This window comes from Rothia sp. ND6WE1A (assembly GCF_001683935.1).
In the GTDB taxonomy this organism is placed as follows: Bacteria; Actinomycetota; Actinomycetes; order Actinomycetales; family Micrococcaceae; genus Rothia; species Rothia amarae.
Map to the genome: position 1 here is coordinate 32,154 of NZ_LXTU01000024.1, position 15,203 is coordinate 47,356.

Below are 15,203 nucleotides of genomic sequence, written 5' to 3' on the forward strand. Positions count from 1 at the left end.
TCTAGTTGCGTACTTCTACCAGGTAGCGATAGATAGTTGGTTCGGAAACTCCTAGTCTCTTAGCGGCTGCGGCGATTCCACCTTTGAGGAGGAAGAAGCCGGCGTCTTCAAGGTTGCGTACAGCCTCTACCCGCTCTTCGCGCTGCATACGCTCGGGAGAAACACCCTGTTCGGCAATCGTTTTATCTAGCATGGATTCCAAGAGATGCTGGACGTTCGATCCCAGTGATTCCACTACCTCTCCCTGAGCTTCATCTGTAGGCGAGAAGTCAGTGGAGGCATCCTCCACCATATTGCTTGTCTGAACCTTTGGGCTCGACATCTCCGCAATAGTTTGAGCAATCGAGGATTGCTGAATGAATGTTTGGATGTCACTGGGGAAGAAAGATTCGCTCTTCTCGTCTATGCCCGGATTCGGCGGAATAGCACCGGGTCCGGGATAGCCACCGAATGCCTGGGTTTTCTCCTGGGCGGTAGTCTCGGTGTTGCCAATCATCTTGCTTGTCAGGTTTCTTATCTGAATAAGGTCGCTGACGTCGACGTTGATGCAGAGCATTCCCCGCATCACGTTGTTTTCATCTCGTAGAAAGTAACTAGAGGAACGGCAGACGCGCCCCTCGGAGTTCACTGCTCGGTAACCTGTCATCATCGGTACATGGGTGGCATCACCCTGTTTCATAAACCATAGGGCGAAGTCCGTTACCGGCCCGCCAATCTGGCGGCCACTGATATGGCTGTTACTGATGGCGATAATAGATTTATCGGGGATATCTAAGTCGTGAAGAACAATTTCGACGTTTGGACCCATCGCCTGACCGAGAAAATCGACAAGCGGAATGTATTGATTGATGAATTCTGCATGCGTACGGGGTGAGGGGTCCATGCTCTTCCTTAGATACCTGATAGCAAGAGAAACCTTGCCTGCTGTTTCCTGATGTTGTCTATAAATTGATTTTTCATATAGCTGAGGGTGCCCGCCACAAAGTGTGTGGTTGGCACCCTCAGCTGCTACAAACATATGAATTTATATTTTTAGCCACATACCGGGGGTACGGGTAGCACCGTTGTTGCCAATCCGCCGAGGGAAGTCTCACGATACTTAGAGTTCATGTCTTTACCGGTTTGGTACATGGTGGCAATCACCTTATCGAGCGATACGGTGGGTGCACTTTCGCGTTCCATCGCCATGCTCGCAGCGTTAATAGCATCGAGTGAAGCTACACCGTTGCGTTCGATACATGGAATCTGTACGAGACCGCCTACGGGATCGCAGGTGAGGCCGAGCTTGTGTTCCATTGCGATTTCAGCTGCTACGCAAATCTGTTCGGGGGTGCCACCCTCAAGCTGAGCGAGACCAGCGGCTGCCATGGAGCATGCAACGCCTACTTCGCCCTGGCAACCAACTTCAGCGCCAGAGATAGAAGCGTTCATCTTGTACAGACCTGCTACGAGGTTACTTGCCATGATGTAATCGGCAAAAATTTTCTCAGTGACTGGTTCAACGAACTTGTCATAGTAGTGAATAACTGCCGGAACGATACCGCAAGCACCGTTGGTAGGAGCTGTTACTACGCGACCGATAGAAGCGTTTTCCTCGGAAACAGACATTGCAAAGAGGTTGACCCAGCTCATCATGGTAAGACCATTGTCGGTCTCCTGAGCTTCCAGGCGACGGCGCAACAGGCCAGCGCGACGAGGAAGAAGCAGGTTACCAGGAAGGGGGCCTTCGCGATGCGAACCGCGCTCTACGCCGTCCTTCATAACCTTCCAGATTTTATCTAGATGGGTTTTGATTTCTTCTTCGCTGTGTAGTGCAAGCTCATTAGCCCAAGCTAGCTCGGGGAAAGTGAGATTGTTTTCTGCACAAAGCTGCAAGAGCTCTTCGGCAGAGGAGAACTCGTAAGGAACTTTCGTACTAGATTCTCCGCGCTTTGCAAAGTTTTCCTGATCGACGATGAAGCCGCCACCGATGGAGTAATAGGTTTTATGCAGAAGCTCTTCGTCGCCGTTGAAAGCCACAATGCACATACCGTTTTCATGCATGGGCAGGTATTCGTCGAAGAAGTACATGCCGTCGTCGGCGGGGAAATCTACTTCGTGAGTACCGTTGAGCTTGATTTTTTCGGTATGGACGACGCTCGCGATGAACTTGTCGATGCCGTCAATATCTACGGTTTCAGGTTCTTCACCAGCAAGACCGAGCAGCACGGCTTTATCGGTGGAGTGGCCTTTTCCGGTGAGGGACAGCGAACCATAGAGTTTTACCTGCACATGGGTTGCTTGATCGAGTTTTCCCTCTTCAATGAGTTGGTCAACGAAGGCTTTGCCTGCCTTCATAGGGCCAAGGGTATGTGAGCTAGAAGGGCCAATGCCGATCTTGAACATATCAAAGATGCTGATATACATTTTTCTGTTCCTTGAAGTAAAACTTTTTATCTGTTGCAGAGACTGTTTTAGAAAGCCTGAACGATGGAGTAGATGATGGTTGCCAAAGCTACTAGACCCATAAAGAAGATGAAGTAGTTGGAAGCCTTACCCTTGTACTTCTGCAGTGCAGGAACGGTGTGGATAGCCCACATCGGCATGAGGAAGAGAAGGATAGCGATAGTAGGACCACAGAGAGTCTCGATCATGCCAAGAATTGAAGGGTTAGACCAAGCAACCAACCATGCGGTGATGAGCATGAAGATAAGGGTTCCGGTGGAGAGCTTCTTGCTGTGGGTAATGTTGCGCTTTCCGCCAGCGTTTGCACCCTTAATAACGAGGCCTTCAAAGCCTTCAGCAGCGCCGAGGTAGTGACCGAGGAAGGACTTAGCAACAGCAACCATAGCGATGATGGGAGCAGCCCAAGAGATGATGGGGTTATCGAAGTGGTTAGCCAAGTAGGAAAGGATAGTAACGTTCTGTTCCTTTGCCTGTGCCATATCTTCGGGGCTTAGAGCCAATGCGCAGGAGAAAACGAAGAACATAACGACGACAACCATGAGAGCTTCTGCGCGGCGCAAAATCTGACCGGTTTTGAAGTCTGCGAACTTGCCGTAAGCCTGACGGCGGTCAACGGCGAAGGAAGAAATCATAGGTGAGTGGTTGAAGGAGAAAACCATCACGGGAACCAGCAACATGAGGGTGACACCGAGGGTGTGACCGGATGCCTGGGTTGCAACGCTGAGGTCGAAAGTCTTGAAAAGTGCGCCGTTCCATTTGGGAATCAAGTAGATGCCGAGCAGAACGAGAACGGCAATGAAGGGGTAGACCAGGTAGGACATAACGCGAACGATGATGTCTTTGCCGAGGCTAACGATGAAGATGAGGCCACCAACCAAAATCAGTGCCATAAGCCAGCGAGGAAGCGGCGTCACACCGAGCTGGTGCTCCAGGAAGGAGTTGACGGTGTTGGTGATGGTTACCGAGTAGACCAGAAGAATGGGGTACACGGAGAGGAAGTAGAGGACGTTCATAACGGCGCCTGCGCCACGTCCGAAGTGCTCTGTAACGGTTTCGGTGAGGTCAGCATCTTCGCTGGAACCCGAAAGTACGAAACGAGTAAGGCCGCGGTGAGCCCAGTAGGTCATCGGGAAGGCAATAACTGCCAGGATGATGAGCGGGATAATGCCGCCAATACCAGCATTAATAGGTAGGAAGAGCACGCCGGCACCGATTGCGGTTCCGAAGAGGCTAAGAGTCCACAGGGTATCAGTCTTGTTCCATTTAGGAGCCTGAGATGAGTCGACGTTAGCTACGCCTGCGGAAGATGGGTGAGATTCTGGTGAAGATGCTGCAGCAACAGAACCCGATGCAGCTTGAGGGGTGTGTGACATGTTCTTTCTCCGAGTGCGTGAGAACGAGAGGATCTAAGAAGATGGGGCGGGTGCTCGAAGGCAGATTGAAAAATTTTTTCTCAGTTTTCTCATCCTTGAGGCGGCTGAGATAAATTTCTCTCAATATTATCGCTTGTCAGAGCGATTTTTGTTGAACAATCCCCGTTTTTCTCGGATCAACTATGTTGTTTGATATGTCTCACACTACTCTTAGAAAATTTTTTTATCAACACGATAATTATTTATTGATAAGGTCGTTTCGTCCTCATCTCGTCAATTTATCAAGGATGAGCTCTTGTAAGAGGATCTCGCACCTATTTGTTCAACAATCTCGTAGGTATCTGTAGTGCAATAAGCTCCATTGTGGACCAAAAGAGACTTAAATCTATGATATGAAACACATTTTCTGTAACGCGGGTCAACTCTAAAAATAGCTGATAAAGAATGAGGCGATGACCCAAAAAAGGGGAGGGGAAAACCCTTATCAGGGTCTTCCCTCCACCTCATTTCTCTGGAGGAGTGCGGCAGTTTCTCCTTAACTGTTTGACCAGAAATAAGAAGCCCTAATTTTCTACATCCATTTCTTGAAAGTCTTTCGACCCCGCTGCACGGTGCGATAAATCTTCAGGCCACGTGAAGCTACCACATACGGCGGGAAAGACCGAAGAGCCAGACCTACCCCCTTGCGTAGCGCGAATTTCGCACCCTTACCAAGACTGTTGCAACCTTCCTGGGCTAAATCGGCACTGCGCTGACCAGCTACCAAGCCGTGGTCTACTACTTTCTGCAAAGGAGTACGGGAATCACGGTTAAGGTGAGCAATGGCAGAGTTGAGAACGACAGCGAAAGAAGTCCACGCACCGTAGGGAGCAAGAGCTACCCCACGTTCAGGAGAAGACCGCCCCGCGCGTCGTGCAAGATCAATCGAACTAGCTGCTAGCGCAATCGACTCTCCTGCTGCCAACCACGGTCTGCGGGAGCGGAAGAAGAGTCCACTCCATGTTGCATTGAGAACCAAATTAGCCCCCAAGGCTACCGCGTAAGATTTAGCTTCTTTCGCGCCGTCCTGCTCACCGGCGCGCGCCTTTTCCTGCGCATCTGCAAGTACGAGGGAACTGATAGCAGCGATATCAGCGTAAAGAGCAGTCCACACAATGGGGAAAGCCAGGGCAGGAGGCTGCCAGCTTGGCTTCTTGAGATTCTTGTACCAACGATTTTCAGGATCGGTGAGTAAAGAACCAACTATTGCAGTAGCGACGACCGCTCCCATTGTGCCCCAGGCCGTGCGCGCCCATAAGCCTGTATCAACAGTGCGTAGAGCATGCTTGACGGCGTCTTCAAAGGAGGAGATGCCGCCCTTGGGTTCACCGGCAAGCTCGATGATATCTCGCTCTTTTACTACCGTATTATGTTCCAAGCTCTGAATAAGAGGCAAAGCCATCTTCTTATTCAAGGGAGTAATCAGAGAAATCCAGGTAGCTGCTAAGTTCTGCGTAATCACCGGGGCAATGAAGATAACGCGGGGAACCTTGAGAGCAATTTCGCTATAGCGGCGAATCATCTCAATATAAGGAACCGTCTCACGGGCACCAATATCGAAGGTGCGGTTGATATCGGCAGGAAAATCTGCTGCTTTGCGAAGGTAAAAGAGAGCATCTTTGATACCCACGGGAGTTACTTTGTTGCGCATCCAGCCAGGACCAACAATTCCGGGTAGACGCTCGGCGGTGTGACGAAGCATGGAGAAAGACTCCGAGCCATCACCAATCACAATTCCCGCTTGCAGGACGGCGGTGGGGATGCCCGAATTCAAGAGAATGTCGCCAACTTCTACGCGAGAAGCTAGATGTTCTGAGAGCTCACCGTTTTCTGGGTGAAGACCACTCAGATACACCACGCGTTCAATGCCGGCAGGTTTAGCTGACTCCACGAACTTTTCGACCATCTTTTTATCCTGTGCGCGGAAGTCAGAACCCTCGCTCATAGAATGCACTAGATACCATGCGACGTTCACGCCTGCACAGGCGCGGTCGAGAGCCTCTTTGTCTTCGAGGTCTCCCTCAATAACTTCTACCTGGCCGCTATGAGCAGTGGAGCCTTCTGGCACAATGTGCTTGCCCCAGGATTGATGTTCAGCTTTAGCGCGATCGCGTGAGAGCGCTTTAACTGCCCAGCCATTTTTGAGTAATTCGATAATGAGTTGGCCGCCGATGTAACCTGTTGAACCCGTTACAAGCGCTACTCTATCTTTCCGGTCTTTCACTAACATATCCTTAGGTTAAATAGATAAGTAAACTTAGAAAGACTTTAGCACTTTGATGACGCGCGATACATCCCTCTCCGAGGTTTCCAACCGGCCCGGTCCACAGCAAGTTCTGGGAGCTGTTCTCATACCAGCTCTTGCCGCCGCTATAGGTTTAGGGATTGCTTCGGCTGCCCCCGATGGTGGCCTCGTTTTCTACGTTGCTACCTTTGCGGTGGCTGCTGTTTACTTCATTACCTGGGCTCTTTGCCCGCGGTCTCATCCCGCTTTTCTAGCACAACGCGCTGGCAAGGATGCCCTTCGAGGTCTTGGTATTGGCATTGGTCTTTTGCTTATCTTTTTGGCAGGCGCATTTTTGGTGCGCTATATTCCTGTGCTGGCAGGGCCGGTGGATGCGCTTTTGGATAATGCGCGTTATGGTCTGCTGTGGGTAACAATTCTTACTACCGCCATCAACGGTGTGGGCGAAGAAGTCTTTTTTCGACGTATAGCCATGGATTATTTGCCAGGCACCTGGCGCACTCGCGCACTCATTAGCCTTGTGCTGTACATTGCTGTGACTGCTGCAATGGGCGTACCCCTGCTGGCACTTGCAGCAATCGCCGTGGGCGTGCCTGCCGCGCTTGAAGCTCGCCGTACAGGCTCCCTTGTCTCTGCTTGTGTTTTACACATTTCGTGGAGCCTGGGCATGTTGCTGATTTTGCCGCATCTTATTTAGGGATGTTGCGCAGAAGCGTATGACTGACAAAAATTTCGACGACGATCTCGAGTTTGACGAGCCGCTCGACCTCAACCCCTGGCAACTACATGACCCAAAGGGACTTTCGGGTCGCCCGCCAGCGGAACCGTCGCCGCCGGGAATTAGAAAGTTTCGTGCCGTGGTGGTGGGTGTTGTTGCGGTGAACGGACTTGGACTGTTTTTGGTGCCGCATCCGCAGGAAGATCTTTTTGCGAGCGTGATGGTCACGCTTATTCCGCTCGCGTTTTTGCTCGTGTCAACGCGCTGGATGGTTACATCTGTCAACCAGGTTGATCTCCCCACCGGTGTGCTCAGAAAACGGGGCTGGCAGAAGATGTACAACAAATTCAGGATTTACATTGTGGGCATAGCGTTGATGGCTGCGCTGATGCGGTTTGCTTTTGATGTGGCGGTGGTAGCACAGGCGGGTACATCGACCATATGGGGCAACATTATTTTCTGGTGCGTCGGTGCGACCATGTTAGTAGTGAACATGGTGATGCTTTTCCGGTTGCGCAAGGACGCGCTAAGGTACGCGCAATGGCTGAAGAAATAGAGGGTGTGAGGGTAGGGCGGGAGAAATTTGCCGTCATATAAATTGTGGGTGAGGTTGTAGCCTCGACGTAACTGAACAAAAAATCTAAGCTGCTGATAGTAGATTTTTATTCAGAAAGCAGTCTTGTGAAAAAACGGATTGATGTAGTCGGTGCAGTTTTACTCCAAAACGGTAAAGTCCTCTGTGCCCAGAGGGGTAAGAGTATGACACTCCCACTGTTGTGGGAATTTCCAGGCGGAAAAATTGAGCCAGGAGAAACGCCTCAAGAAGCTTTGAAACGGGAACTCGAAGAAGAGCTTCTCATCGGTGCTGAGATCGGCGATCAAGTTGAGTCCACTACCTTTGAATATGATTTTGGGATCGTCACCCTCACTACTTTCTACTGTGCCCTTACCACTGGTGAGCCTACCTTGACCGAACACGCACAAATTAGATGGTTAACTCCCGATAAGCTCTCTCAATTGGAATGGGCACCTGCCGATATCCCGGCTTTTAAAAAGATTCAAAAAGAGCTGAGCTAATCTATGAACTCTTCTTCCCCCATGACTGAGCTTTCAGCTGATACCAAATTTGGTTTTATAGATAGTACAGTCTCCTCTCAACGCGCTTATAACCCGATATTATTCTCCAACCAGAGCGAACTAACCATGCTCAGAGCAATACTAGGAGAACTGAGGCGCTCAAAGAGTTTCCAATTCTCCGTAGCCTTTATTAGTAGCTCTGGTCTTGCACTGCTCAAACAGGAGCTTTTAGATTTTCAGGGCCGGGGAACGATATATACCTCCACATATTTAGATTTCAATGACCCGGGTGTTTTTGAAGAACTTCTTACGTTAGAGAACATCGAAGTTCGCGTTCTCAATGATTCAATCGATGCTTTTCATAGCAAAGGTTATATTTTTCAGCATCATGCGGGTACCTCAACTGCGATTATCGGCAGCTCAAATCTTACGCGTGGGGCACTTCTTCGTAACGAAGAATGGAACCTTCGGTTTTCAGCGTTCCCCGACGGCGACGTCATCGCTCAACTAGAAGAAGCTATCGAGAGGCTGAAAAAGTTCTCGTCTGTTCTAACTCCTCAGTGGATTAGAGAATATGAGGGACGACGACGCCCCCAGGTGCATCCCACTGCTTTTGAAATTAACACCGAGCAAATAGTTCCTGTTGGAGAAATTACTCCCAATGCCATGCAAGCTGAAGCTCTTGAGCAAATCAAGAAGGTGCAGGATTCTGGTGAGAAACGAGCTCTTGTTATTTCTGCAACGGGCACTGGTAAGACAATTTTGGCTGCGTTGGCGGTTAGACAGTCGCGTCCTTCGAGAGTGTTATTTGTTGTGCACCGAGACCAGATTCTGAACAAAGCTACCCAAGAGTTCATAAAGGTTCTTGATGCTCCTGAGAATGAATTTGGAAAGTTTGTGGGCGCTCGCCGTGAAATTGACCGGAAGTATGTATTCGCCACAATTCAAACGATTTCTAAAGAGGAAACTCTTTGTAAAATTCCGAAGGATCACTTCGATCTGATCATCATAGATGAGGTTCATAAAGCTGGAGCAGATTCTTATCAAAGACTTATCGAGTATTTTGAGCCATATTTTCTGTTAGGTCTAACAGCGACTCCTGAACGTAGCGACTCTTTCAATATTTATGAGCTGTTTGACCATAATGTTCCTTATGAGATCCGGCTTCAGAGGGCATTAGAAGAGCAGATGCTTGTTCCTTTTAGCTACTACGGTGTGACGGACTTTGTTGATGCTGATGGAACAACAATTGATGAAACATCTCAGCTTTCCCGCCTTATTATGAGCTCTCGCGTGGACCATATCGTAAAAAATCTGGAGAAGTACGGGCACCTAAGAGATGCACGAGGCCTTATTTTTTGCAGTCGTAATGAGGAAGCTGCTGAGCTGTCTGCGGAACTTAATCAGCGTTCAGTGAATGGGAAGCAACTTCGTACGGTAGCTCTTTCAGGTGCAGCTCCTGCTGAGGAAAGAGAACTGCAAGTAAAAAGACTCGAAAGCGGTGAGGTCGATTATCTTCTCACCGTTGATATTTTCAATGAAGGTATTGATATCCCTGCTGTAAACCAAGTGGTTATGCTTCGAAATACTAATTCTTCGATTATTTTTACCCAGCAGTTAGGCCGAGGGCTAAGAAAAGCCAAGAACAAATCTCATCTGAGAGTTATTGATTTTATTGGTAATTACAAGAATAACTTTCTTATTCCTATCGCTCTTTTTGGAAACAAAAGCTTAGATAAAGAGTCAGTTCGTAAGAGCATGATAACTGCTCGGCAACAGGGCTCGGTTGCAGGCGTATCGAGTATTAGTTTCGACGAAATCGCACAAGAAAGAGTTCTTGAGGCTCTTGAAAAAGTCAAACTTAATAGTTTGGCAAGCCTGAAAGAATCTTTTAGAGAGTTAGAGTATCGGCTGGGCAGAATACCCTCCAGATATGATTTTGCTCGATTTGATACAGCCCGGCCGACTGCTTTCATAACTACAACGGGACAACGTCCGACCTATTGGGATTTTCTTAAGCAAATTAAGCGCGCAGAGGAAGAGCTAAGTCCATTAGAGCACGGTTATCTATGCTTGTTTGACCGAGAGCTGATGAATGGTAAACGTCCGCATGAACTTCTGCTGGTAAGAGATTTACTACAGAAAAATCATTTAACCGACGATGAAGTTATAAATCTTTTCGTTACGTATGGGGCGGTTTATAACAGTCAGATAATGGCTTCGGTTGAATCAATACTCACGCTACAATTCTTTACCGATGCAGAAAAGAAAATCTTCGATAATGAGCCGATTATTCTACGAACCGAAGATAAATTTAGTATTTCTCCAAAGTTTAAAGAAGCATACGAAAATAATCCTTATTTCAAGTCTCACATAGATGATTCCATTCAAACCGGTTTATATCTTAATGACCATTTGTATGCTCGTACTGGGGAGCTTCTGGTGGGAGAGAGGTACAGCCGTAAAGATGTGTGCCGCCTTTTGAACTGGCGTGCTAATCATCAATCCACAATGTATGGGTATAAACCTGACTTTGTGACGGGAACATGCCCGATATTTATTACCTACCATAAGTCTGAAGATATCGATGAAGCAATTAACTATCAGGATCATCTAGAAGACGAGCGCACAATGTTTTGGTACACAAAACATACTCGGACTTTGAAACATAAAGTGGAGAAGCAGATCGCTGAAGGGGCTCTGAAGCTTGATGTGTTCGTCAAGAAGGACGACGCCGAGGGTACAGATTTTGTCTATCTTGGACAGGCTGACCCCAGAGATGCTCATGAGACGAAGACGAGAACGAATGCAGATATCGTCAATATGCGGTTGGACTTTAAACACCCGCTCGAGCGCGGACTTTATGACTATTTGACTAAAGCTACTGATGAGCGAGTCTCTGCCGAGCGACTCTAAGGATTCTGAACTGTGGTCAATTTTTAGGCGTTTTGATGTTCAAAACGCCTAAAAATTGACCATAGTTGCGTGAGTTGTGCGTTGTCTTTCTCCGCGACGTCGTCCACGTTATTTTTTCTCGCGTGGCGGCATCTTTATTCCGCCCGAAATTATGAGGCCTTCGCCAGCGATGAGGGCAAAACCCACCAACGTTGTTACGAAGCGAGCAGACCCGGTGGCCTCAAAGTCTCCAAGGAGCGTGGTTCGCCAAACGAAAAAGGCAATCCCTAGCAGAATAGATAAAACCCCGAAAGCAATACTGAATATTTTGTACATGATTTCATTAAATCAGCGTATCCACACTAGTCAGCTATAAGTCTCATTATTTCTGGCGGGGTGGGTCCCCGCGGAAGAGGACTCCTGCTCGAGCCGAGAAGTTTATACCAGAAAACCGAAAACGGACCGTACGGCATGTGGTCCACTTTTATTAATCTGGTACAAAGTGGCGGAAGGTGAGTTTGTATCAAACTTTTTGCTGCGTACCAGACAAATCGTGGTGCAGGCGCAAAAGTTTGATACAAACTCGGGGGAGTAGGGGCTCCCTACTTCATCAACCCCAGCAACTCCTCATGCACCGCCGTCTCGCCGCACAGTTCGGGGTGGAACGATATTCCCAGAAGGTTGCCTTGGCGTGCACCCACGATTTCGCCGTTGTAGCGGGCGGTAACGTCCACGCCCTCACCTGCAGAAACGATGCGCGGCGCCCGGATAAACGCCGCCTTAACGGGGTGCGATTTGCTGGAAGGGCTCTTCCAATCGAGCACTGTTTCGGCAGAAGCAACCTGCGAGCCAAAGGCATTGCGGTCAACGGTCACGTTCAATAGTCCCAGGGACTGCTGACCGGGCGCAGGGTCAGTGATTTCGCGCGAGAGCATAATCAGCCCGGCGCACGTTCCAAGCGTGGGCAGTCCTCCAGAAATAGCATCGATAAGTGCATCGCGCAGTCCCAAAATGCGCGTCAAACGATCAATCGTGGAGGACTCTCCGCCGGGAAGAACCAGCGCATCTAAGCCTTCCAGATGAGAAGCCTTTTTCACGAGCACCACATCGGCGCCTAAAGAACATAACAGTTCAGCGTGTTCGGAAACCCCGCCCTGAAGTGCGAGAACGCCCACGGTCTTGCCGGCGCCGGAAAGTTTGCTCATATGAAAGACCTTCAATGCAGGAAAATGTGTAATTACAAGATTTCTTGGGTAGTTTTAGGCGTTGCGGAGTGCCTCCTCCGACAGCCCGGCGCAGCTAGAGGCAAGCTGGCTGGGGCTGGCATGAATCGCCTTTGCGAGCGCTAGCGAGGCAGGCGAGAAGGATAGCTTGCCGATGCTGCGCCGGGCTGGAGGAGCACTCCCTCGCTGACCTATTTCCCATAGCCCTCGCTAGGAGTTCGCTTCGCTCACAGTTTCTTACTGCTCGCCGCTTCGCTATGCTCGCAGGTAAATTCCGCTCTTTGCGTGCTCGCTAGCTCGCACCCGCGAAATTTACCAACCACGCTCAGCAAGGCGGTGCGGCGCGGGCAGGTCAGCTACGTTGATGCCGACCATTGCTTCGCCCAGGCCGCGGGACGCATCGGCAACTGCGAGGGCGTCGTCGTACTGTGCGGTTGCCTTCACGATTGCTTTGGCGCGTGCTTCGGGGTTTCCGGACTTAAAGATGCCGGAGCCTACGAACACGCCGTCAGCACCCAGCTGCATCATCATTGCCGCATCGGCAGGGGTTGCCACACCGCCAGCAGTAAAGAGAACCACGGGAAGTTTGCCGGTACGAGCAACCTCAAGAACGATATCGTAAGGAGCCGCAAGCTCCTTAGCCTTCACATAGAGCAGATCGGGTGAGACCGCGTAAAGTGCCTGAAGCTCAGCAATCTGTGACTTGATAGTGCGAATATGCTTGGTAGCTTCGGAAACGTCGCCGGTGCCGGCTTCACCCTTGGAGCGAATCATAGCGGCACCTTCGGCGATGCGGCGTAGTGCTTCGCCGAGATTGGTTGCACCGCAAACGAAAGGAACTTTGAAGTTCTGCTTATCGATGTGGTTGACGTAGTCAGCGGGGGATAGCACCTCTGATTCGTCGATGTAGTCGACTTTGAGCGCTTCGAGAATCTGCGCTTCAACAAAGTGGCCGATGCGTGCCTTTGCCATCACGGGAATGGAAACGGCGTCGATGATGCCTTCAATCATGTCTGGGTCGGACATGCGTGCCACGCCGCCCTGCGCGCGAATATCTGCGGGAACTCGTTCGAGTGCCATGACGGCTACTGCGCCGGCGTCCTCGGCAATTTTTGCCTGTTCTGGGGTGACGACGTCCATGATGACGCCGCCCTTGAGCATGTCTGCCAAGCCGCGCTTGACGAGGGGGGATCCGGTTACTTCGTTGTTATTTTCAGTCATACCACCACAGTGCCGCTAAAAATTGGTCTAATAAAGAGCCAAAAAGCAATAAAAATTTTAGACCATCCGAGAGTGAACATCAGAAAAGACGACGACGCCCCGCCCGCCCTCGCGGTAGGTTGAGGATATGGCTCGCTCATCCACCTCGGCAGAACTGCCGCTCCAGATCAACAAAAATTCAACCGCTTCTCTGCCTTCTCAGATTGCGGAACAAATTCGCGCGCTCATTGTTAGCCAAACGTTAGCTGGAGGAGACTCCCTGCCCGCCACGCGCACGCTGGCGGCGCGGTTAGGGGTTTCGCGCGGTTCGGTGGTCGCTGCATATGAGCAGTTAGCGGGTGAAGGCTACGTTTCTACGGGAAAAGGCGGCACCACGGTGAGTGTGGCGTTTGATTCCTCCGCACCACCCCGACCCACGAGCCCCACAATGCCGGAACCGTCTCCTAGTCCGCGTGTCCGTCCCATTCCCAAAACTATGCCAACGAGACAGTTCATTGACCTACGACCGGGCATTCCCGACACCTCACAGCTGGCTACCTCGGCATGGCGATCAGCGTGGCGCCGCACGGCGGCTCACCCCAGTCCAACCCACCCGGCGGCTGGTTCCCTCGAACTTCAATATCAGCTTGCCGAGCACCTGCGGCTCATGCGGTCGGTAGTGCGCGAGCCTGCCTCGATTATGGTAACTGCCGGTGCTCGTGACGCTTTTCGTCTGGTGCTGTCTGCCCTGCGACGGGAAATTCATGACCGTCCGCTGCGCATTGCCGTGGAGAACCCCGGCTACCCTTCGTTACATCGAATTCCTGCGGCCTTTGACCATGAAATTATGCCGATTCCTGTAGATAATCACGGTCTGAATCCTGCCTATTTACCAGCAGAAAATCGCCCTGACCTCGTACTGGTTGCCCCCAGCCACCAGTACCCCCTGGGAGCCTCGATGCCTGTGGCGCGCCGTCTGGAACTGCTGAACTGGGCCGCAGAAAATGACGCCTTCATTGTGGAAGACGACTATGATTCGGAACTGCGCTACGTGGGCGATCCCCTCCCTGCCCTTGCAGCTCTTGCCCGCGATGCCGGCGAAAGTGCCGCTGCGCTCGACCGCGTCATTACCCTCGGGTCGTTCGCTAAAACTATTAGCCCCGGGCTGGGGCTGGGATTCATGATTGCGCCCAATACGTTGACCGATTCGCTGTGGGAACTGCGGGAAGATTTAGGCTCACCCGTCTCTGCCATGGTGCAGGACGCGATGGCTGAGTTTATGCGCGATGGCGGGGTGCGCCGGCACATCGGGCGGATGCGAAGGCTCTATAAGGGACGCCGCAATCTGCTCCTGGACACGTTATCAACCGGGGATATGCCCGCCTGGGTGCAGGTGCTCCCCATGGATGGTGGTTTGCATGTGGTGCTGGAGTTCTCTGGCGATTATGCAACCGAGGCAGACGAGCGCGCAGTGTTAGAAATTCTGGAGGAGTCAGGTGTGAAAGCGGCCGCGCTGGGAGACTACTGGTCCCATGCAGGAATCAGTGAAAAAGAACGAGCGTTCGGTATTGTGGTGGGGTTTGGCGCCGCCAGCGACCGGGCGCTCCAGCGCGGGCTCCTGCTGCTGATTTCGGCGCTTAAACGCAGGAGCTGAACCTCGCGGGGAGGTTCAGCTCCTGAGAGATTCATTTATTGCTAGGCAATGCTGCGTTGGGCATAAGAGCCAACTAGCTTATGCCGAATGACGACGTCCCCACAGCAGTGCCGCGCCGCCGACTAGCAGTAGCAGACCGGCACCGGAGAGAACTGCAATGCTGGTTGCGCCGGTGTGGGCAAGCGCGGGGGCGGGAGCCGGCGCGGGAGTTGCAACAGCAGGAGCTGTCTGGGTATGCGCAGGAGCTGGTGCGGCAGGGGTTTCAGCTACGGGAGCTGCCGGCTGAGCAGGCGCAGGAGCCTCATGATCTACAGGCGCTGCAGGTTGCTCAGTT

At 51.1% G+C, this 15,203-nt stretch carries 12 protein-coding genes; 5 read left to right on the forward strand and 7 right to left on the reverse strand.

The features are described 5' to 3' along the window. Position 1 precedes the first annotated feature (1 nt). The 4 genes from A7E48_RS11220 to A7E48_RS02520 all read right to left on the reverse strand — a co-directional run bounded on the left by A7E48_RS11220 (position 2) and on the right by A7E48_RS02520 (position 6,081). Positions 2 to 883, reverse strand: coding sequence for a transcriptional regulator (locus A7E48_RS11220; protein ID WP_198924114.1), 882 nt, complete (start codon positions 881 to 883; stop codon positions 2 to 4). Positions 884 to 1,032: 149 nt separating this feature from the next. Further along, a complete protein-coding gene (locus tag A7E48_RS02510) occupies positions 1,033 to 2,406 on the reverse strand; it encodes an L-serine ammonia-lyase (protein ID WP_068169030.1) in 1,374 nt (457 codons plus the stop codon). 47 nt (positions 2,407 to 2,453) lie between these two features. Further along, complete coding sequence (locus tag A7E48_RS02515) at positions 2,454 to 3,818, reverse strand: HAAAP family serine/threonine permease (protein ID WP_068169031.1); 1,365 nt, start codon at positions 3,816 to 3,818, stop codon at positions 2,454 to 2,456. A gap of 571 nt (positions 3,819 to 4,389) precedes the next feature. Next, a complete protein-coding gene (locus tag A7E48_RS02520) occupies positions 4,390 to 6,081 on the reverse strand; it encodes a tryptophan-rich sensory protein (protein ID WP_068169032.1) in 1,692 nt (563 codons plus the stop codon). Between the two features lie 55 nt (positions 6,082 to 6,136). Here A7E48_RS02520 and A7E48_RS02525 point away from each other — a divergent pair, with 55 nt between their 5' ends. The 4 genes from A7E48_RS02525 to A7E48_RS02540 all read left to right on the forward strand — a co-directional run bounded on the left by A7E48_RS02525 (position 6,137) and on the right by A7E48_RS02540 (position 10,813). After that, a complete protein-coding gene (locus tag A7E48_RS02525) occupies positions 6,137 to 6,799 on the forward strand; it encodes a CPBP family intramembrane glutamic endopeptidase (RefSeq protein WP_083147145.1) in 663 nt (220 codons plus the stop codon). 19 nt (positions 6,800 to 6,818) lie between these two features. Beyond that, positions 6,819 to 7,376 carry a hypothetical protein gene (locus A7E48_RS02530; protein ID WP_068169033.1) on the forward strand — a complete coding sequence of 186 codons (558 nt, stop codon included), beginning with the start codon at positions 6,819 to 6,821 and terminating at the stop codon, positions 7,374 to 7,376. A 125-nt stretch (positions 7,377 to 7,501) separates the two neighbouring features. After that, complete coding sequence (locus tag A7E48_RS02535) at positions 7,502 to 7,897, forward strand: (deoxy)nucleoside triphosphate pyrophosphohydrolase (RefSeq protein ID WP_068169034.1); 396 nt, start codon at positions 7,502 to 7,504, stop codon at positions 7,895 to 7,897. 3 nt (positions 7,898 to 7,900) lie between these two features. Then, positions 7,901 to 10,813, forward strand: a complete 2,913-nt coding sequence (locus A7E48_RS02540; RefSeq protein ID WP_068169035.1) for a DEAD/DEAH box helicase — start codon at positions 7,901 to 7,903, stop codon at positions 10,811 to 10,813. A 581-nt stretch (positions 10,814 to 11,394) separates the two neighbouring features. Here the strand turns inward: A7E48_RS02540 and pdxT are convergent. Together pdxT and pdxS are read right to left on the reverse strand one after the other, a co-directional pair. Beyond that, on the reverse strand, positions 11,395 to 11,997 hold the full coding sequence (pdxT, locus tag A7E48_RS02550) for a pyridoxal 5'-phosphate synthase glutaminase subunit PdxT (protein ID WP_068169037.1): 603 nt from the start codon (positions 11,995 to 11,997) through the stop codon (positions 11,395 to 11,397). Positions 11,998 to 12,327: 330 nt separating this feature from the next. Then, positions 12,328 to 13,236: a pyridoxal 5'-phosphate synthase lyase subunit PdxS gene (gene pdxS / locus A7E48_RS02555; RefSeq protein WP_068169038.1), complete on the reverse strand. Its 909-nt coding sequence runs from the start codon at positions 13,234 to 13,236 to the stop codon at positions 12,328 to 12,330. Positions 13,237 to 13,363: 127 nt separating this feature from the next. Here pdxS and A7E48_RS02560 point away from each other — a divergent pair, with 127 nt between their 5' ends. Next, positions 13,364 to 14,869, forward strand: a complete 1,506-nt coding sequence (locus A7E48_RS02560) for a PLP-dependent aminotransferase family protein (protein ID WP_068169041.1) — start codon at positions 13,364 to 13,366, stop codon at positions 14,867 to 14,869. Between the two features lie 78 nt (positions 14,870 to 14,947). Here A7E48_RS02560 and A7E48_RS02565 read toward each other — a convergent pair. Continuing rightward, positions 14,948 to 15,203: LPXTG cell wall anchor domain-containing protein (locus A7E48_RS02565; RefSeq protein ID WP_141669353.1), on the reverse strand; the 256-nt coding region annotated here is incomplete at its 5' end.

Coding starts and splice junctions, on each gene's coding strand:
- A7E48_RS11220 (WP_198924114.1), bottom strand. CDS start 883: ATGGACCCCTCACCCCGTACGCATGCAGAATTCATCAATCAATACATT.
- A7E48_RS02510 (WP_068169030.1), bottom strand. CDS start 2,406: ATGTATATCAGCATCTTTGATATGTTCAAGATCGGCATTGGCCCTTCT.
- A7E48_RS02515 (WP_068169031.1), bottom strand. CDS start 3,818: ATGTCACACACCCCTCAAGCTGCATCGGGTTCTGTTGCTGCAGCATCT.
- A7E48_RS02525 (WP_083147145.1), top strand. CDS start 6,137: ATGACGCGCGATACATCCCTCTCCGAGGTTTCCAACCGGCCCGGTCCA.
- A7E48_RS02530 (WP_068169033.1), top strand. CDS start 6,819: ATGACTGACAAAAATTTCGACGACGATCTCGAGTTTGACGAGCCGCTC.
- A7E48_RS02540 (WP_068169035.1), top strand. CDS start 7,901: ATGAACTCTTCTTCCCCCATGACTGAGCTTTCAGCTGATACCAAATTT.
- pdxT (WP_068169037.1), bottom strand. CDS start 11,997: ATGAGCAAACTTTCCGGCGCCGGCAAGACCGTGGGCGTTCTCGCACTT.
- pdxS (WP_068169038.1), bottom strand. CDS start 13,236: ATGACTGAAAATAACAACGAAGTAACCGGATCCCCCCTCGTCAAGCGC.
- A7E48_RS02560 (WP_068169041.1), top strand. CDS start 13,364: ATGGCTCGCTCATCCACCTCGGCAGAACTGCCGCTCCAGATCAACAAA.